At 70.1% G+C, this 17,822-nt stretch carries 18 protein-coding genes; 9 read left to right on the top strand and 9 right to left on the bottom strand.

The genetic code is table 11. From position 1 onward, the window contains the following. Window positions 1-3: 3 nt before the first annotated feature. The 4 genes from ACZ5SK_RS29855 to ACZ5SK_RS29840 all read right to left on the bottom strand — a co-directional run bounded on the left by ACZ5SK_RS29855 (window position 4) and on the right by ACZ5SK_RS29840 (window position 2,468). A complete protein-coding gene (locus ACZ5SK_RS29855; protein ID WP_319340132.1) occupies window positions 4-579 on the bottom strand; it encodes a TerD family protein in 576 nt (191 codons plus the stop codon). Between the two features lie 115 nt (window positions 580-694). Then, a complete protein-coding gene (locus ACZ5SK_RS29850) occupies window positions 695-1,270 on the bottom strand; it encodes a TerD family protein (protein WP_334580467.1) in 576 nt (191 codons plus the stop codon). A 161-nt stretch (window positions 1,271-1,431) separates the two neighbouring features. Next, window positions 1,432-1,890, bottom strand: coding sequence for a peroxiredoxin (locus ACZ5SK_RS29845; RefSeq protein WP_319673421.1), 459 nt, complete (start codon window positions 1,888-1,890; stop codon window positions 1,432-1,434). A gap of 140 nt (window positions 1,891-2,030) precedes the next feature. Beyond that, window positions 2,031-2,468, bottom strand: coding sequence for a DUF3052 domain-containing protein (locus ACZ5SK_RS29840; RefSeq protein WP_057583034.1), 438 nt, complete (start codon window positions 2,466-2,468; stop codon window positions 2,031-2,033). Between the two features lie 371 nt (window positions 2,469-2,839). On the opposite strand from ACZ5SK_RS29840, the gene aceE reads away from it, so the two are divergent. Next, complete coding sequence (gene aceE, locus ACZ5SK_RS29835) at window positions 2,840-5,587, top strand: pyruvate dehydrogenase (acetyl-transferring), homodimeric type (RefSeq protein ID WP_334580465.1); 2,748 nt, start codon at window positions 2,840-2,842, stop codon at window positions 5,585-5,587. A 76-nt stretch (window positions 5,588-5,663) separates the two neighbouring features. Further along, a complete protein-coding gene (locus ACZ5SK_RS29830; RefSeq protein ID WP_334580464.1) occupies window positions 5,664-6,437 on the top strand; it encodes a potassium channel family protein in 774 nt (257 codons plus the stop codon). Between the two features lie 139 nt (window positions 6,438-6,576). Here ACZ5SK_RS29830 and ACZ5SK_RS29825 read toward each other — a convergent pair whose 3' ends face one another. Together ACZ5SK_RS29825 and ACZ5SK_RS29820 are read right to left on the bottom strand one after the other, a co-directional pair. After that, the gene (locus tag ACZ5SK_RS29825) at window positions 6,577-6,885 is read right to left on the bottom strand and encodes a small hydrophobic protein (RefSeq protein ID WP_079662619.1); all 309 of its coding nucleotides are present in this window, start codon (window positions 6,883-6,885) and stop codon (window positions 6,577-6,579) included. A 228-nt stretch (window positions 6,886-7,113) separates the two neighbouring features. Then, on the bottom strand, window positions 7,114-8,733 hold the full coding sequence (locus tag ACZ5SK_RS29820) for an MFS transporter (RefSeq protein WP_334580462.1): 1,620 nt from the start codon (window positions 8,731-8,733) through the stop codon (window positions 7,114-7,116). Window positions 8,734-8,799: 66 nt separating this feature from the next. Between ACZ5SK_RS29820 and ACZ5SK_RS29815 the strand changes: the two genes are divergently transcribed. The 3 genes from ACZ5SK_RS29815 (at window position 8,800) to ACZ5SK_RS29805 (ending at window position 11,686) form a co-directional block, all read left to right on the top strand. Further along, window positions 8,800-9,426 carry a TetR/AcrR family transcriptional regulator gene (locus ACZ5SK_RS29815; protein WP_334580461.1) on the top strand — a complete coding sequence of 209 codons (627 nt, stop codon included), beginning with the start codon at window positions 8,800-8,802 and terminating at the stop codon, window positions 9,424-9,426. A 132-nt stretch (window positions 9,427-9,558) separates the two neighbouring features. Continuing rightward, complete coding sequence (locus ACZ5SK_RS29810; protein WP_334580459.1) at window positions 9,559-10,776, top strand: alpha/beta hydrolase; 1,218 nt, start codon at window positions 9,559-9,561, stop codon at window positions 10,774-10,776. A gap of 58 nt (window positions 10,777-10,834) precedes the next feature. Continuing rightward, entirely contained in the window at window positions 10,835-11,686 is an 852-nt protein-coding gene (locus tag ACZ5SK_RS29805; protein WP_334581377.1) for a DUF4429 domain-containing protein, read from the top strand. On the opposite strand, the gene ACZ5SK_RS29800 is transcribed toward ACZ5SK_RS29805, so the two are convergent. Continuing rightward, window positions 11,687-12,703: an aldo/keto reductase gene (locus tag ACZ5SK_RS29800; protein WP_361703247.1), complete on the bottom strand. Its 1,017-nt coding sequence runs from the start codon at window positions 12,701-12,703 to the stop codon at window positions 11,687-11,689. After that, entirely contained in the window at window positions 12,700-13,164 is a 465-nt protein-coding gene (locus tag ACZ5SK_RS29795; RefSeq protein WP_334580455.1) for a MerR family transcriptional regulator, read from the bottom strand. Before ACZ5SK_RS29795 ends, ACZ5SK_RS29800 begins: the two co-directional genes overlap by 4 nt. A 97-nt stretch (window positions 13,165-13,261) precedes the next feature. Here ACZ5SK_RS29795 and ACZ5SK_RS29790 point away from each other — a divergent pair, with 97 nt between their 5' ends. Further along, complete coding sequence (locus ACZ5SK_RS29790) at window positions 13,262-13,732, top strand: GNAT family N-acetyltransferase (protein ID WP_334580454.1); 471 nt, start codon at window positions 13,262-13,264, stop codon at window positions 13,730-13,732. A gap of 289 nt (window positions 13,733-14,021) precedes the next feature. Continuing rightward, window positions 14,022-14,846, top strand: coding sequence for a serine hydrolase domain-containing protein (locus tag ACZ5SK_RS29785; RefSeq protein WP_468576714.1), 825 nt, complete (start codon window positions 14,022-14,024; stop codon window positions 14,844-14,846). Here the strand turns inward: ACZ5SK_RS29785 and ACZ5SK_RS29780 are convergent, their stop codons facing one another. After that, window positions 14,847-15,500, bottom strand: a complete 654-nt coding sequence (locus tag ACZ5SK_RS29780) for a pirin family protein (protein ID WP_468576713.1) — start codon at window positions 15,498-15,500, stop codon at window positions 14,847-14,849. A gap of 106 nt (window positions 15,501-15,606) precedes the next feature. On the opposite strand from ACZ5SK_RS29780, the gene ACZ5SK_RS29775 reads away from it, so the two are divergent. After that, complete coding sequence (locus ACZ5SK_RS29775; protein ID WP_079662609.1) at window positions 15,607-16,812, top strand: PucR family transcriptional regulator; 1,206 nt, start codon at window positions 15,607-15,609, stop codon at window positions 16,810-16,812. Between the two features lie 89 nt (window positions 16,813-16,901). After that, complete coding sequence (locus ACZ5SK_RS29770; RefSeq protein WP_334580452.1) at window positions 16,902-17,822, top strand: ACP S-malonyltransferase; 921 nt, start codon at window positions 16,902-16,904, stop codon at window positions 17,820-17,822.

Here is a 17,822-nt window from a genome sequence, read left to right as displayed (position 1 = left end):
CGCCTAGGAGACGTGCACGCCGAAATCGAGGGCGATGCCTCGCAGACCCGACGCGTACCCCTGGCCCACCGCCCTGAACTTCCACTCGCCGCCGTAGCGGTAGAGCTCGCCGAAGATCATCGCGGTCTCGGTCGACGCGTCCTCGCTCAGGTCGTAGCGGGCGAGTTCCTGGCCGTCGGCCTGGTTGACGACGCGGATGAACGCGTTGGAGACCTGCCCGAAGGTCTGGCCGCGCTCGTCCGCCATGTGGATGGAGACCGGGAAGACGATCTTGTCGCACCGGTCGGGCACCTTGGAGAGGTCGACCAGGAGCGACTCGTCGTCGCCTTCGCCCTCACCGGTGAGATTGTCGCCGGTGTGCTCCACGGAGCCGTCCGGACTCGTGAGCTGGTTGTAGAAGACGAACCACTCGTCCCCCATCACCCGCCCGCTCGAGCACAGCAGCGCGCTGGCGTCGAGGTCGAAGTCGGCTCCGGTGGTGGAGCGCGCGTCCCAGCCGAGTCCGACCATCACCTGAGTGAGGTTCGGCGCGGCCTTGGACAGGGAGACGTTGCCCCCCTTGGCGAGCGTGACGCCCATTGCTGGTCCTCCCCTAGGTACTGCTTCTTCGGTTGTCCTGCACGTCCGGCGCCGCCCGTAAACGGTGCGGCGCCGGACGGTCGGGCTTTCGGTGACCTCAGGTCCTCCGGGTCAATCAGACGTTGACGCCGAAGTCCTGCGCGATGCCGCGCAGACCCGACGCGTAGCCCTGGCCGATGGCGCGGAACTTCCACTCCGTGCCGTGCCGGTAGAGCTCGCCGAAGACCATCGCGGTCTCGGTGGACGCGTCCTCGCTCAGGTCGTAGCGGGCGATCTCGGTGCCGCCGGCCTGGTTCACGACGCGGATGAACGCGTTGCGGACCTGGCCGAAGGACTGCTGACGGTTCTCGGCGTCGTAGATCGACACCGGGAAGACGATCTTCTCGACGTCGGCCGGGACGGTGGCGAGGTTGACCTTGATCGCCTCGTCGTCGCCCTCGCCCTCACCGGTGGTGTTGTCACCGGTGTGCTCGACCGAGCCGTCGGGGCTCTTGAGGTTGTTGAAGAAGACGAAGTTGGCGTCGCTGCCGACCTTGCCTGCGTTGTTCAGCAGCAGCGCGCTGGCGTCCAGGTCGAAGTCGGTGCCGGTCGTGGTGCGGACGTCCCACCCCAGACCGACGATGACCGCGGTCAGGCCCGGGGCCTCCTTGGTCAGCGATACGTTGCCGCCCTTGCTGAGGCTGACTCCCACGAGTCCTCCATTGGTGTCCTGGGGCGGGGAGCCCCGTGGTGCGTTGGATATCGGATCAACGAGTCGATCCTAGTGACGGGTTCCCGCCCCACGCAGGCCTTGGAGCCGAAGAATCACAGGGTGTCGGCGCCGGACCGGGCCGGCGGCGGGACCGGCGGGGATCAGAGGGTGTCGAGTGCCGTGACGTACTCGCCGAGGTCGCGCGCGTCGGGCAGCGCGTTGACGACCGTCCAGCGCACGACGCCCTCCTTGTCGATGACGAAGGTGCCGCGCACCGCGCAGCCCTTGTCCTCGGCGAAGACGCCGTAGGCGCGGGAGACCTCGCCGTGCGGCCAGAAGTCGCTCAGCAGCGGGTACTCCAGGCCCTCCTGTTCGGCGAAGACGCGCAGGGTGTGGATGGAGTCGTTGGAGACGGCGAGCACCTGGGTCTCGCGGTCTGCGAACTTCGGAAGGTTGTCGCGTACCTCGCACAGCTCACCGGTGCAGACGCCGGTGAAGGCGAAGGGGTAGAAGAGCAGGACGACGTTCTTGCTGCCCCGGAAGTCGGAGAGCTTCACGGTCGCCCCGTGGTTGTCCTTGAGCTCGAAGTCGGGGGCCTTGTCGCCGACCTGGATCGCCATCGCGTGGATGTCCCTTCGGATGGGGCTGTCTGGGTGAGAACACCCTACGCAGCAGGCCCCACGGGACGGCGGACGGGCCGACCGGAGTCGGTCGGCCCGTCCGTTTCCAGACCGGATTACCTCGGCTTACCTCGACGAGGTCACTTCTTGGACTTGGCGGCCTTGGGCGTCACCAGCCGGCTGCCGCTCCAGTCCTTGCCCACGCTGACGCTCTTGCTGGCCGACAGACCCGCAGTCGTCGCGGCTTCGGAGATGTCGCTGGGCTCCACGTACCCCGTACGGCCGGTCTTCGGCGTCAGGAGGAGGATCGACCCGCCTTCTTCGATGTACGTGGTGGCGTCCACCAGCGCATCCGTCAGGTCTCCGTCATCGTCGCGGAACCAGAGCACTACGGCGTCGGCGACGTCGTCGTAGTCCTCGTCCACCAGATCGCTGCCGATGACTTCCTCAATGGACTCGCGGAGCTCCTGGTCGACGTCGTCGTCGTAGCCGATCTCCTGGACCACCTGCTCGGGCTGGAACCCCAGCCTGACGGCAGGGCTCGTCCGCTCCTCCGCGTGGTCCGCGGTCGCGCTCACGGGTTGCCTCCTGATCATGATTCGGGAACTAACTCAGCCACGCGCGTGCGCGAAGCATTGGCCGTAGTCCACACGGGCGGGACGGATCGCGCAAGTACCCGGCGGTTCGGACCGCCGAAACGGTGACGATCCTGGCCGTGTCGACGCAACTCCAGGCATGAGATCCAGACGGAAGGTGACATACGCCACACCCATCTGCCCTGTTTGCGTATTTGAGAACCATCCAAGGGTACGAGATTCGAACGAGTGCCGGTTACCTAGGGGTAGAGATGACGTTTGCGGCCCCTAGGTACACGATGGGGGCTGTGCAGGTCACCCTCGCCCAGTCCCCCACACAGCCCCACACAGCCCTCTGACAGGTAAGGAACAGCGTGGCTTCCGGATCCGATCGCAACCCGATCATCATTGGCGGCCTTCCGAGTCAGGTTCCTGACTTCGATCCCGAGGAAACCCAGGAGTGGCTCGACTCCCTCGACGCCGCGATCGACGAGCGCGGCCGGGAGCGGGCCCGCTACCTCATGCTGCGCCTGATCGAGCGGGCCCGCGAGAAGCGCGTGGCCGTGCCCGAGATGCGCAGCACGGACTACGTCAACACCATCCCCACCAGGGCCGAGCCGTTCTTCCCGGGCAACGAGGAGATCGAGCGGCGGATCCTGAACGCGACCCGTTGGAACGCGGCCGTGATGGTGTCCAGGGCCCAGCGCCCGGGCATCGGCGTGGGCGGCCACATCGCCACCTTCGCCTCCTCCGCGTCCCTCTACGACGTCGGCTTCAACCACTTCTTCCGCGGCAAGGACGAGGGCGACGGCGGTGACCAGGTCTTCTTCCAGGGCCACGCCTCTCCGGGCATCTACGCGCGCGCGTTCCTGCTGGACCGGCTCAGCGAGGACAACCTGGACGCGTTCCGCCAGGAGAAGTCCAAGGCGCCGCACGGTCTGTCCTCGTATCCGCATCCGCGGCTGATGCCGGACTTCTGGGAGTTCCCGACGGTGTCGATGGGCCTCGGCCCGATCGGCGCGATCTACCAGGCGCGGATGAACCGCTACATGCACGCGCGCGGGATCGCCGACACCTCGAAGTCACACGTGTGGGCGTTCCTCGGCGACGGCGAGATGGACGAGCCGGAGTCGCTCGGCCAGCTGACCATCGCCGCACGTGAGGGCCTGGACAACCTGACCTTCGTCGTCAACTGCAACCTGCAGCGGCTGGACGGGCCGGTGCGCGGCAACGGCAAGGTCATCCAGGAGCTGGAGTCGGTGTTCCGGGGCGCCGGCTGGAACGTGATCAAGCTGATCTGGGACCGCTCCTGGGACCCGCTGCTCGCGCAGGACCGGGACGGCATCCTCGTCAACCGGATGAACACGACGCCGGACGGCCAGTTCCAGACCTACGCCACCGAGTCCGGCTCGTACATCCGCGAGCACTTCTTCGGCGACGACCAGCGGCTGCGCGCGATGGTCGAGGGCATGAGCGACGACCAGATCCTGCATCTGGGCCGCGGCGGTCACGACCACAAGAAGATCTACGCGGCCTTCAAGGCGGCCGTGGAGCACACCGGCCAGCCGACGGTCATCCTCGCCAAGACGGTCAAGGGCTGGACGCTGGGCCCGAACTTCGAGGGCCGCAACGCCACGCACCAGATGAAGAAGCTGACGGTCGCCGACCTCAAGGGCTTCCGCGACCGCCTGCACCTGCCGATCTCCGACAAGGAGCTGGAGTCCGGCGCGCCGCCGTACTTCCACCCGGGCCGGGGCTCGGAGGAGATCCAGTACATGCACGACCGCCGCAAGGGCCTCGGCGGTTACGTGCCCACCCGCGTCGTCCGCTCGAAGCCGCTCGCGCTGCCCGAGGACAAGACGTACGCGAGTGTGAAGAAGGGCTCGGGTCAGCAGTCGATCGCCACGACCATGGCGTTCGTACGGCTGCTCAAGGACCTCATGCGGGACAAGGAGCTCGGCAAGCGGTTCGTGCTGATCGCGCCGGACGAGTACCGCACGTTCGGCATGGACTCCTTCTTCCCGAGCGCGAAGATCTACAACCCGCTCGGCCAGCAGTACGAGGCCGTGGACCGGGACCTGCTGCTCGCGTACAAGGAGTCGCCGACCGGCCAGATGCTGCACGACGGCATCTCGGAGGCGGGCTGCACGGCCTCGCTGATCGCGGCGGGCTCGGCGTACGCCACGCACGGCGAGCCGCTCATCCCGGTCTACGTCTTCTACTCGATGTTCGGTTTCCAGCGCACCGGCGACCAGTTCTGGCAGATGTCGGACCAGCTGGCGCGCGGTTTCGTCCTGGGCGCGACCGCCGGCCGTACGACCCTGACCGGTGAGGGTCTCCAGCACGCGGACGGCCACTCGCAGCTGCTGGCCTCGACTAACCCGGGCTGTGTCGCCTACGACCCGGCGTACGGCTTCGAGATCGCGCACATCGTGCAGGACGGGCTGCGGCGCATGTACGGCAGCTCGGCCGAGCATCCGCACGGCGAGGACGTCTTCTACTACCTCACGGTCTACAACGAGCCGATCCAGCACCCGGCCGAACCGGAGCACGTGGACGTCGAGGGCATCCTCAAGGGCATCCACCGCTTCAGCGCGGGCACGGCCGGCCAGATCCCGGCGCAGATCATCGCGTCCGGTGTGGCCGTCCCGTGGGCGGTCCAGGCGCAGAAGATCCTCGCCGAGGACTGGAACGTCAAGGCGGACGTCTGGTCGGCGACCTCCTGGAACGAGCTGCGGCGCGAGGCCGTCGAGGTCGAGCGGCACAATCTGCTGCACCCGGAGGAGGAGCAGCGGGTGCCGTACGTGACGCGCAAGCTCTCCGGGTCCGAGGGGCCGTTCGTGGCCGTCTCGGACTGGATGCGGTCGGTGCCGGACCAGATCGCGCGATGGGTGCCGGGCACCTACCAGTCGCTGGGCGCGGACGGCTTCGGCTTCGCCGACACCCGGGGCGCGGCCCGCCGCTTCTTCCACATCGACGCCGAGTCGGTGGTGGTGGGCGTGCTGACCGAGCTGGCCCGGGAGGGCAAGGTCGACCGGTCCCTGCTGAAGCAGGCCATCGACCGCTACCAGCTGCTGGACGTCGCCGCGGCCGACCCGGGGGCGGCGGGCGGCGACGCGTAGCGCGTACCCGTACCACAGGGGTGGGGCGGTGGGGCTCGAGGCTCCACCGCCCTTACTCGTTCTTTACGATGCGAGCATGCAAGAACAATCGGCGCAGGGCCGGTGGGAGTTGTGGACCCAGCGGCCGTTGCTCGCCCTCGCCGTGGTGTTCGCCGTCGCCTACGCCGTCCCGATCGTGGACACCTCGGCGGACCACACGCTGACGAGCCTGTGCACCACGGTCGAGTGGGTGGTGTGGGGGGCGTTCGCCACGGACTACGTGATCCGGCTGGCGCTGACGTCCGACCGGCGGCAGTTCGTCCGTACGCACTGGCTGGACCTGTGCGCGGTGGTGCTTCCGGTGGTGCAGCAGCTCAAGCTGCTGCGGCTGGTCGCGACGCTGCTGCTGGTGGGGCGGCGGGCGCGGATGGCCTCGCAGATCCAGATGACGACGTATGTCGTGGGGGCGGTCGTCGGACTGCTGATGTTCGGCTCGCTCGCCGTGCTGTCGGTGGAGCGGGACTCGCCGGACGGGAACATCCGCACCCTGGGTGACGCGCTGTGGTGGTCGTTCACCACGATGACGACGGTGGGGTACGGGGACCACTCCCCGACCACCGGGCTGGGCCGGATCATCGCCGTGGGTCTGATGCTGTCCGGGATCGCGTTGCTCGGTGTCGTCACCGCGAACATCGCGGCGTGGTTCATCGAGCGCTTCGAGAAGGACGACGTCGAGGAACGCGCCCAGACGGAGGCGATCCTGGCCCTGACGGAGGAGGTACGGGCTCTGCGCGCGCAGGTCGCGGCACTGCAGCCCGGTCCGCTAGGGCCTGTCCGGCGGATCGAGTCGCAGGAAAGCAGCGGCGCCTGATCAACGCAGGTGAGCGGGGAATGGTGCGTGCAGCTGCAAGGCGGAGGAGGGCGGCGACGCGGAGCGTCGGCAACCGACGACAACGCCGCAGGTGGGCGTGCCATTCCCCGCGTCTGCGGCACGATCCGCCGGACAGGCCCTAAAGCAGCCCGTTGCCCGTGCCCGCCGCGCCCGCCAGCCAGATGATCGCCAGCAGTGTGTCGATCGCGCCGAGGACGACGGCGACCAGGGCCGGTACCGGGCGGGAGCCCGCCCAGGTGCGGCCCATGGCCAGCCAGCCGCAGACGATCGCCGCGGGGCCGAGGACGATCCCCAGCGCGAAGAATCCGGCGACCGCGCAGACGAGGCCGACAAGGCCGAGCGTCGCGCGATCCGGCCCGGTCCGTGACCCCATGCGGCCACGTGAGCGGGGGTACCTGCGCGTGCCGTGTCCGAAGCCGGCCATCATCAACTCCCTGGATTCCGGGGATGTTTCGATGGCCGGGTACCCACGGCGCGCGGTTCATGCCCGCCAAACCGGTCAGGGCCGCGGCGCGCTGTCCCCCTCCGGCAGCGCGCCGCGGCCCTGACCGCCCTCCCATCCGGAGGGCTTGACTAACTGTGACCTGCGACGCGTGCCGGATGCGAGGGACCTTTAGCGTTGTCACCCTGATAGGGGAAACTTCTTGAAGTTCCGTCAGATATGACCGACGCCCGCGCCCGCCTCCGCGTTCTCCCCGCGCTTGGTGAGCAGCGCGACGAACACGGCGACGACCGCCACCCCGGCCGCGACCAGCGACGCGAGGCTCATGCCCGAGATGAACGTGTCATGGGCGACGTCCGTGATCTTCGCGGCGACCGCCTCGGGCGTTCCCTTCGCCACCGGCGCGACGCCGACCTGGACGGCCTCGGAGGCCTGGTCCAGCTGGGCCGGGGTGAGCTCGGGCAGGCCCGCGCCCTTCCAGTTGGCGGGCAGGTCGCCGTCCACCTTGGACGCCATCACCGCGCCCAGCACGGCCGTGCCGAGGCTGCCGCCGATCTGCATGGCCGCCTGCTGCAGTCCGCCCGCGACGCCCGACAGCTCCATCGGGGCGTTGCCGACGATGACCTCCGTCGCGCCGACCATGACCGGTGCGAGGCCGAAGCCCAGCAGGGCGAACCAGATCGACATCACGGCACTGCCGGTGTCCGTCTCCAGCGTGGACATGCCGTACATGGCGATCGCGGTGGCGGCCATGCCGCCGGCCAGCGGGATGCGCGGGCCGAGCTTGGTGATCGCCGCGCCCGCGAGCGGGGAGCCGACGATCATCATGCCGGTGAGCGGAAGCAGGTGCAGGCCGGCGTCGATCGGGCTCATGCCGTGCACGTTCTGGAGGTAGAACGTCACGAAGAACAGGCCGCCCATGAAGGCGATCGCCATCAGGACCATGAGGACCACGCCCGCCGACAGCGGGATCGAGCGGAACAGGCCCAGCGGGATCAGCGGCTCCTTGACCTTCGTCTCCCAGAAGGCGAAGGCCGCGAAGAGGGCCACGGAGCCGACGATGAACGCCCAGGTCAGGCCGTCGCCCCAGCCCCAGGTCGGGGCCTTGATGAGGGCCCAGACCAGGCAGAACATCGCGCCCGAGAGGAAGGCGATGCCGAGCAGGTCGAAGGAGCGCGGGGCGTTCTCGGCGCGGTGGTCGAGCAGGATCAGCCCACCCAGGACGAGCGCGAGGGCGCCGACCGGCACGTTGATGAAGAACACCGACTGCCAGTTGACGTGCTCGACGAGAACGCCGCCGAGGATCGGCCCGCCGGCGGTCGAGGCGCCGATGACCATGCCCCACAGGCCGATCGCCATGTTGAGCTTCTCGGCCGGGAAGGTCGCGCGCAGCAGCCCGAGCGCCGCCGGCATCAGCAGCGCGCCGAACAGGCCCTGCAGTGCCCGGAAGGCGACGACCGCGCCGATGCTGCTGGACAGGCCGATCGCGCCGGACGCGGCGGCGAAGCCGACGACGCCTATCAGGAACGTCTGACGGTGGCCGAAGCGGTCACCGAGCTTGCCCGCGGTGATCAGGGAGACCGCCAGGGCGAGGAAGTACGCGTTGGTGATCCACTGGACCTCGGCGAAGGTGGCGCCGAGGTCGCTGGCGATGGCCGGGTTGGCGATGGCCACGATGGTGCCGTCGAGGGCCACCATCATGACGCCGACGGCGACGGTGATGAGGGTGAACCACGGGTGGCCGCGCAGCCCCTTGGCGAGCGGCCCCTCCGACGGGTCTGCCGGCGCCTTGCCCCCCGGACCCGTCGAGTCGATGGTGGTCTGACTAGTCATGTGTTCGAGGCTAGTGACAGCCACTGACAATTGACAATCGAGTTCACAAGTCGGTAACTGACACCTATGGAAACACTGCGCGAACGCAAGAAACAGCGCACTCGGGAGGCGCTGCTGCGGGCCGCGGTGGAGCTGTTCGCCTCGCAGGGATACGAGGGGACGACCGTCGACGAGATCGCCGAGGCCGTCGACGTCTCACAGCGCACCTTCTTCCGCTACTTCGCCGGCAAGGAGGAGGCCGCGCTGGCCCTGGTGGAGATGACGGTGGCGCGGTTCGTGGCGGCGGTGCGCGAACGCCCTCCGCACGAGGCGCCGCTGGAGGCGCTGCGCCAGGCCGTCGTGGAGGGCTGGTACGCGATCAACGACGTCGTCGAGTCCGTCGTACCGGTCGAGACGTATCTGCGGCTGTACCGGGTGATCGAGTCGACGCCGGTGCTGCTCGCCGCGCATCTGCGGCGCTCGGCGGAGGTCGAGGAGACCCTGGCGCGGGTGATCGGCGAACGCGAGGGCCTCGACGTGGACACCGATCCGCGGCCGCGGCTGGTGGTGGCCGTGTTCAGCGGGGTGATACGGGTGACGGAACGACAGTGGACCCTCGGCGACGACTTCAGCCTGGAGGGGGTGCGCGCGCTGACGGCCCTGAACCTGGACGGGGTGGGCCCGGCCCTGCTGGGCGGCTGGCGCGAGACCTGAGAGGCGCCGGGCGCACAGGCGTGAACGCGCGGAGGCCTGAAGGGCTTTATGACCATTCCCACGCCGAATGAAACGTGATCCCCGTCACTTGGGTCACCCGAGACCCTCCCGTTCTCCTAGTGTGTCCTTTCAGTGACTTCCTTCGACACCTCCCCTCAACTCAGCGTCTGGCGCGCCCTGGCCGCCCTGGCCGTGGTGTTCGTGATGCTGGCGACCACCGGCTGGACCGCCAACCGCCAGCACCGGGAGAGCACCGCCGTGCAGGCCGCGCGCACCGCGTGGGAGCACGGCCGGCTCGCGGGCCACCAGCTGCCGGATCCCGACGCGGCACCCGCCCGCCTCGCCCGCTTCTTCGCCTCGCTGACCGGCCCGCAGCGCACCGCGCTCGCGCGGGACTACCCGCTCGCGGTCGGCAACATGAACGGCGCGCCCGCCGAACTGCGTTACCGCGCCAACCGTGTCGCCCTGTTCCAGCAGATCCGCCTCGAGCGCACCCGCATGCACGACAGCCGCCTCACGCCCTCCGGGCAGCAGTTGGCCGGCCGCCGCATGCACCGCTACGAGGCGCTGAGCGCGGCCGGCCGGCAGATCCTCGCCTTCGACCCGGACGGCTCCGGCCGGATCGCCGAGGTGTTCGGCAGCCTCGACAAGGCCGAGCGGATCTCCGTCGTCGTCCCCGGCGTCGACACCGACCTGCTCACCTTCCAGCGCACGAACCGCAAGTACTCGGCGCCCGTCGGCATGGCCCAGGCCCTCTACGCGGCCGAGCACGAGGCGAGCCCCTCGACGCGTACGGCCGTGATCGCCTGGGCCGACTACACCTCCCCCGACGGCCTGGGCATCGACTCGGCCACCGCGATGCGCGCCCAGAGCGGCGCCGTCCGGCTGAACGCCCTGCTGGGCGCCCTGCCCGGGAGCGCGCCCGTCTCGATGTTCTGCCACAGCTACGGCTCCGTGGTGTGCGGGGTCGCCGCGCACGCCATGCCGGACCGGGTGGCCGACATAGCGGTGGCCGGCAGCCCCGGCATGCGGGTGGAGAAGGCGGCCCAGCTGGACACCGACGCCCGGGTGTGGGCGATGCGGGACGCCGACGACTGGATCCAGGACATTCCGCACCTGGAGGTCGGCGGCCTCGGGCACGGCGAGGACCCGATGGCGGAGGCCTTCGGGGCCCGCGTGCTGTCGGCACGGGACGCCAAGGGCCACGGCGGCTACTTCGAACCGGGCACGGACAGCCTGCGCAACTTCGCCGAGATCGGCACTGGCTCGTACCGCTCGGTGGAGTGCGCCCACGACGACGATGCCTGCACGACGGGTTTGTCCGACACGACAAAGGCCGGACGCGCGTAGAGACGCAGGAATTGCGGCGCGCGCGGGGAGGGGACGAAGAATGGGTGTCCCGCATACGATGAGCCGCATGGGTGACGTACTGGCCGGTTTTCATGCCGCCTGGGAGTTCGAGTCCGACTCCGTCCTCATCCGCTACGAACGGGGGCTGCGCACGCCCAAGCTGCTGTCGGCGCTGGGAGAGCGCCGGATTCCGCTGGCGGCCATCGACCGGGTGACGCTGGCCCCCGGCAAGCGGGGGACGGTCGTCCTGCACGCGGAGCCGCGGCCGGGCGCCGACCCGTTGATGGAGGCGGCGGCGGGGCAGCTCAAGGAAGGGTGCGACCCGTACCGGCTGGTGCTGCCCGCCGAACGGGAGACGCTCGCCGAGTACTACGCGGACGAGCTGACGTCACGGCTGACCGACTCCGGTCCGGCGGATCGTTTCCTCGTGGACGCTCCCGACGCGCCGCTGTCCTTCAAGGCGTACGACGGGAAGGCCTCGTTCGACGGGCGTACCGTGCGCTTCCGGTGGTTCTGGACGGGCGCGTCGTCGGCGAAGTGGAAGGCGGGCGACCAGAGTTTCGCCGTCTCCGAGCTGAGCGGGGTCGAATGGCGGTCGCCGGAGGTGTTCGAGGGGCATCTGCGGCTGCTCAACGGGGAGCCCCCACCGGTGCAGGCCGACCAGGATCCGGCGACGGTCGTCTTCGGGCTGGGGTACGGGCCGGTGCACGAGTCGCTGCCGTTCGCGGCGGCGGTCCTGGCTGCCGTACGCACCCGTGGGCCCGCGGCCTCCGTCCCGGCCTCGAGCCCACGTCGCGATCCCGCCGACATCGCCGAACGCATCCGCCACCTCGGGGAACTGCACCAGGCCGGACTGGTCACCGATGAGGAGTTCTCCGTGAAGAAAGCGGAACTGCTGTCGGAGCTGTGATCACTCGCGTCCGGCGGAGGTGGACCTCATGTCGGCGTAGCGGTCGCCTGCCACCTTGTCCGCTATCGGCTCCAGCAGGGCCAGTTCCTCCTGCGTCAGCTCGATGGTGGTCGCCGCCGCGTTCTCCTCCACCCGGCCCGGCTTGCGGGTGCCCGGGATCGGGATCACCGGCAGGCCGTGGACCTGGGACTGTTGCTGGACCCAGGCCAGGGCGATCTGCCCGATCGTCGCGTCGTGAGCCCCCGCCACCGTGCGGATCGGGTCCAGGAGCGTCACGTTCGCAGCGGCGTTCTCGCCGGTGAAGCGGGGCTGCTGGCGGCGGAAGTCGTCGGCGGTGAGGTCCTGGTCGGCGTTGGTGAAGGAGCCGGTGAGGAAGCCCCGGCCGAGCGGGGAGTACGGGACCAGGGTCACGCCCAGTTCGCGGGCCGCGGGCACCACGTGGGCCTCGATGTCCCGGCTGAACAGCGACCACTCCGACTGCACGGCCGCGATGGGGTGGACGCCCTGCGCGGCGCGCAGCTCGGCGGCCGTCACCTCGCTCAGCCCCAGCTGCTTGACCTTGCCCTCGCGCACCAGCTCGGCCATCACGCCGACGGTCTCCTCGATCGGCACGTTCACATCGCGCCGGTGCATGTAGTAGAGGTCGATGACGTCGACGTCCAGCCGCTTCAGGCTCGCCTCGACGCAACTGCGGAGATAGGGCGCGTCGTTGCGGATGATCCGCCGGGTCGGGTCGTCGGGGTGGACCGCCAGGGCGAACTTGGTGGCGATCACGACCTCGTCGCGGTGCGCCTTGAAGAACGGGGAGAGGAACTTCTCGTTCTCGCCCGCGCCGTACGCGTCGGCCGTGTCGTAGAGGGTGACGCCGAGTTCCAGGGCGCGTTCCAGGGTGGCCCGGGACTCCTTGGCGTCGGCGGGGCCGTACGCGAAGCTCATGCCCATGCAGCCGAGGCCCTGGACGCCGACCTCGGGGCCGTCCTCGCCGAGTCGTGCCGTTGGGATCGTGCTGTCGGTCATCCGACTTTCTCCTTCTCGTAGACGCGCCCTGCGTCCGCATAGAAACTGATTTTCCGGTCCAGTACGGCGAGGGTGTCCTGCAGTTCGGAGATCCGGGCCAGGACGTCGCGGCGGGTCGACTCGAGCAGTTCGAAGCGCTCGGTATACGTGTGGTCGCCCTCGCGCACCAGCTCCGCGTACCGCACCATGTCGGCGACCGGCATGCCGGTGAGCCGGAGCTTGCCGACGAAGTCGAGCCAGTCCAGGTCGCGGTTGCTGTAGCGACGCTGACCGGTGTGCGAACGGTCGACGTGCGGCATCAGGCCGATCCGCTCGTACCAGCGCAGGGTGTGGGCCGTCAGGCCCGTGAAGGCGACGACCTCACTGATCGTGTAGCTGTCCTGCCCGGCCGGTCGCCGATGCGGGTGCGGCGGGGCGGCGCAGCTGTCGGTCCTGGTACCCGTGGTCTCCATCACCGTCATGACCCCAACGCTATGACCTTGGAGTGCACTCCAAGCAAGCGGAAACGGTAAGAAAACCGGGGGACGGGGCTTGATCACACTGGTTAGCGTGCGGGGCATGAGCCTCGTACGCCGTGCCCTGCCCGAGGACGCCGCCGAAGTGCTGCGGCTGCGTCAAGTGATGATCGACTCGATGTGGCCCGTGGACGGGTCCACCGACTGGCATGTCGAGTCGCTGCCCACGCTGCGGGAGCGGCTGGCGGAGCCCGACGGGGACTTCGCGGCGTTCGTCGTGGAGCACCCGGAGCGGGCGGGGGCGCTGGCCGCGCTGGTCGTCGGGACGATCGAGTACCGGATCGGGTGGGCCGGCGACCCGCACGGGATCACCGGGTACGTCTTCAGCGTCGCCACCGATCCGGACGCCCGCCGCCGCGGGTACGCGCGCGCGTGCATGGACGCGCTGCTGGAGTGGTTCCGCGCGCGGGGCGCGGCGAAGATCCACCTCACGGCCTCCGCCGACGCGGCGCCGCTCTATGCGTCCCTCGGTTTCAAGCCCAAGCCGGACCCGCTGATGGAGCTGCTGCTGTGAGCGTCTCGGGCAGGCTCTGGGACCTGTCCGGCCGATCAAGTCGCAGGAAAGCGACGTCACCTGTCCGATCCCGGTGAGCGGGGCCTGGTGCGTGCAGCTGCAAGGCGGAGGAGGGCGTCGACGCGATGGGGGTCCCCGCGCTCGAGCGAAGCCGAGAGTGGGGGAGTCGGCAACCGACGACAACGCCGGTGGGGGCACCTCCCGCTCGAGCGAAGCCGAGAGTGGGGGAGCGCGTGCCAGACCCCGCTTCTGCGACATGATCGGCCGGACAGGTCCTAGGCTCGGCGGCATGTCGTTGAAGCGCCTCGCGTTGATCGAGAACTGGCCGGTTCCCTCCGCCGCTGCGGGTGTCGTTCGGGCCGACGGTACGGTCCTGGGGACCCATGGCCCCGTCGGCCGGCGTTTCCCGCTGGCCTCGGTCACCAAGCCGCTCGCCGCGTACGCCGCGCTCGTCGCGTACGAGGAGGGGGCGATCGAGCTGGACGAGCCGGCCGGGCCGCCCGGGTCCACGGTCCGCCATCTCCTCGCGCACACCTCCGGGCTGGCCTTCGACGAGCACCGGGTGACCGCGCCCCCCGGGGAGCGGCGGCTGTACTCCAACGCCGGGTTCGAGCAGCTCGGCGACCATCTCGCGAAGGCGACGGACATCCCGTTCGCCGAATACCTGCGGCAGGCGGTGCTGGAGCCGCTGGGGATGACCGACACGTCCCTGGAGGGGGCGGGCTCTCCGGCCAAGGACGGGGTGTCGACCGTGACGGACCTGCTGCGGTTCGCAGCCGAGGTGCAGGCGCCCCGGCTGCTGGACCCGCGCACGGTGGCCGCCGCGATGACCGTGCAGTACCCCGGCACCAAGGGCGTCCTGCCGGGCTACGGCCACCACAACCCCAACGACTGGGGTCTCGGCTTCGAGATCCGCGACTCCAAGTCCCCGCACTGGACGGGCAGTTCGTCCTCCCCCCGCACCTTCGGCCACTTCGGCCAGTCCGGCACGTTCCTGTGGATCGATCCGGACGCGGGGGCCGCCGGGGTCGCCCTGACGGACCGCGCCTTCGGCCCCTGGGCGGTCGAGGCCTGGCCGCCGTTCACGGACGCGGTGCTGGCGGAACTCCGGTAGCTAGGACATCTCCCACACCAGCAGCTCCGCCTCCGTCACCCCCACCGCCTCCAAATCCTTCGCGTCCGCGATGCGCGCGGCGTCGCCGGGGCCCAACTGCATGCCGTCCAGCCGGACTTCGCCGCGTACGACGTGTGCGTACACGTACGGCGCGTCCGGTACGGCCGTGCGCTCGCCCGCGGCCAGGCGTCGTACGTGGAGCATCGCGCCGGCCTCCGGGACGGCGTACGGCGTCGAGTCCGCGATGCCGTGGACGATCTCGTACGACGGGTCGCCGCCGGGGTCCAGGGGGGCCAGCCACATCTGGACGAAGGTGAGGGGGGTCGGGCCGTCGTTGCGTTCCACGTGCCGGACGCCGCCCGCCGCACTGAGCCGCTGCACGTCCCCGGGGCGGACCCGCGTCTCGTGGCCGGCCGAGTCGCGGTGGGTGAGCTCGCCCTCGACCACCCAGGTGACGATCTCGGTGTGGCTGTGGGGGTGCTCGTCGAAGCCGGCGCCGGGCGCGAGGCGCTCCTCGTTGCAGGCGATCAGCGGGCCGAAGCGGAGGTGGTCGGGGTCGTAGTGGGGGCCGAAGGAGAAGGCGTGCCACGACTCGATGCCGGCGGCCTGGTCCCCGCCCGGGTAGCGCTCGTCTGCGCGCCGTACGTCCATCACGGGACCACCGTAGACCCGGGGAGCGGAAACCACGGCCGTCGACGGCACCGGGGACGACACGACCCACCGGCGCAGGCGAGCGCAGCGATAAGGCAGTCTTGTCCACGTGCCCGAACCCGAAACGAGTCGCCCCGATACCGTGGCGCGCGCCGTCCACTCCCATCCGGCGACGCTGAAACGGCTGGAGAAGTCCTCCGGAAGTCTCGCCGCCCAGGCCATCGCGCGGATGGACGAGACACTGCCGTGGTACCGGGCGATGCCCCCGGAGAACCGTTCCTGGATCGGGCTGGTCGCCCAGGCGGGTATCGCCGCCTTCACCGAGTGGTTCCGGCGCCCGGACGCCCCGCAGGCGATCTCCACCGATGTGTTCGGCACGGCGCCGCGTGAGCTGACGCGGGCCATCACGCTGCGGCAGACCGTCGAGATGGTGCGGACCACCATCGAGGTGATGGAGTCCGCGATCGACGAGGTCGCGGCCCCCGGCGACGAGAACGTGCTGCGCGAGGCGCTCCTGGTGTACGCCCGGGAGATCGCCTTCGCCACCGCCCAGGTCTACGCCCAGGCGGCCGAGGCGCGCGGCGCCTGGGACGCCCGGCTGGAGTCGCTGGTCGTGAACGCCGTGCTGAGCGGCGAGGCCGACGAGGGGGCCGTGAGCCGGGCCGCCGCCCTGGGGTGGAACGCGCCCGAGCATGTGTGCGTGCTCCTCGGGACCGCGCCCGACGGGGACTCCGAGCTGACGGTGGAGGCCATCCGGCGGGCGGCGCGACACGCCAAGCTCCAGGTGCTGACGGGGGTGCTCGGTTCCCGGCTCGTCGTGATCGCGGGCGGCAGCGACAATCCGCTCGGCGTCGCCAAGTCGCTGATCGGGCCGTATGCCGCCGGTCCCGTCGTCGCCGGGCCGGTGGTGCCCGACCTGCTGGCCGCGACCCGGTCCGCGCAGGCCGCCGCCGCCGGGCTCAAGGCCTGTTCCGCCTGGCAGGACGCGCCCCGGCCGGTGCTGGCGGACGATCTGCTTCCGGAGCGCGCGATCGCCGGAGATCCCGGTGCGCGTGAGCAGTTGGTGGAGGAGATCTACAGACCGCTGGAGGAGGCCGGGTCCGCGCTCCTGGAGACGCTCTCCGTCTATCTCGAACAGGCGTCCAGTCTCGAAGGGGCCGCACGGATGCTCTTCGTTCATCCGAACACCGTGCGCTACCGGCTTCGACGTGTGACTGACGTCACCGGTTGGTCGCCTTCGGATGTACGCTCCGCGTTCACGCTCCGGATCGCGCTGATCCTGGGGCGTCTGGTCGATGGCGAACCCCAGACCTAGGCTTTTGTTCGAACTCCACAAATCCCCCTGCCGTTCTTCGTCCCTGTCCCCACGGGCGGCTTTGGCCGTCCCCAAGAGAGAGTGTGAGAGTGCTCGTACTCGTCGCTCCCGGCCAGGGCGCCCAGACGCCCGGCTTCCTGACCCCCTGGCTCGACCTCCCCGGTGTCGCCGACCGCCTCGCGGCGCTGTCCGCGGCCGCCGACCTCGACCTGGTGCACTACGGCACGAACGCCGATGCGGACGAGATCCGTGACACCGCGATCGCGCAGCCGCTGCTCGTGGCCGCCGGAATCGTTTCCGCAGCGGCCCTGGGCGACGAGGTGACCCCGGGCGCCGTCGCGGGCCACAGCGTCGGAGAGTTCACCGCCGCCGTCTTCGCCGGCGTCCTCGACGACACCGCCGCGCTGACCCTCGTCCGCAAGCGGGGCCTGGCCATGGCCGACGCCGCCGCGATCACCGAGACCGGCATGTCGGCGCTGCTCGGCGGCGACCCCGAGGTGTCCGTCGCGCATCTTCGGACGCTGGGGCTGACCCCGGCGAACATCAACGGCGCGGGCCAGATCGTCGCCGCGGGCACGCTGGAGCAGCTCGCCGCGCTGAACGAGAACAAGCCGGAGGGCGTCCGCAAGGTCGTCCCGCTGAAGGTCGCCGGCGCCTTCCACACGCACCACATGGCTCCGGCCGTGGAGACCCTCGCCAAAGCCGCCGCGGATCTCACCCCCGCCGACCCGAAGCTCCGTTACGTCTCCAACAAGGACGGGCAGGCCGTCGCCACCGGCGCCGAGATCCTGGACCGGCTGGTCGGCCAGGTCGCCAACCCGGTCCGCTGGGACCTGTGCATGGAGACCTTCAAGGAGCTCGGCGCGACCGCGATCATCGAGGTCTCCCCCGGCGGCACGCTGGTCGGCCTCGCCAAGCGCGCCCTGCCCGGCGTGCGGACGCTGGCGCTGAAGACCCCTGACGACCTGGACGCCGCTCGTGCGCTCATCGCCGAGCTCGGCGTCGCCTAA

It is taken from the genome of Streptomyces sp. NPDC031474, assembly GCF_055581185.1.
The sequence above is the reverse complement of the archived record's forward strand: the minus strand, read 5'-3'. Positions and strand labels throughout refer to the sequence as shown.

Bases quoted from the DNA above. Each gene is read 5' to 3' on its own strand.
- ACZ5SK_RS29790 (WP_334580454.1), top strand. From the start codon at position 13,262: ATGAGCCTCGTACGCCGTGCCCTGCCCGAGGACGCCGCCGAAGTGCTG.
- ACZ5SK_RS29855 (WP_319340132.1), bottom strand. From the start codon at position 579: ATGGGCGTCACGCTCGCCAAGGGGGGCAACGTCTCCCTGTCCAAGGCC.
- ACZ5SK_RS29815 (WP_334580461.1), top strand. From the start codon at position 8,800: ATGGAAACACTGCGCGAACGCAAGAAACAGCGCACTCGGGAGGCGCTG.
- ACZ5SK_RS29830 (WP_334580464.1), top strand. From the start codon at position 5,664: ATGCAAGAACAATCGGCGCAGGGCCGGTGGGAGTTGTGGACCCAGCGG.
- ACZ5SK_RS29785 (WP_468576714.1), top strand. From the start codon at position 14,022: ATGTCGTTGAAGCGCCTCGCGTTGATCGAGAACTGGCCGGTTCCCTCC.
- ACZ5SK_RS29825 (WP_079662619.1), bottom strand. From the start codon at position 6,885: ATGATGGCCGGCTTCGGACACGGCACGCGCAGGTACCCCCGCTCACGT.
- ACZ5SK_RS29820 (WP_334580462.1), bottom strand. From the start codon at position 8,733: ATGACTAGTCAGACCACCATCGACTCGACGGGTCCGGGGGGCAAGGCG.
- ACZ5SK_RS29800 (WP_361703247.1), bottom strand. From the start codon at position 12,703: ATGACCGACAGCACGATCCCAACGGCACGACTCGGCGAGGACGGCCCC.
- ACZ5SK_RS29845 (WP_319673421.1), bottom strand. From the start codon at position 1,890: ATGGCGATCCAGGTCGGCGACAAGGCCCCCGACTTCGAGCTCAAGGAC.
- ACZ5SK_RS29805 (WP_334581377.1), top strand. From the start codon at position 10,835: ATGAGCCGCATGGGTGACGTACTGGCCGGTTTTCATGCCGCCTGGGAG.
- ACZ5SK_RS29795 (WP_334580455.1), bottom strand. From the start codon at position 13,164: ATGACGGTGATGGAGACCACGGGTACCAGGACCGACAGCTGCGCCGCC.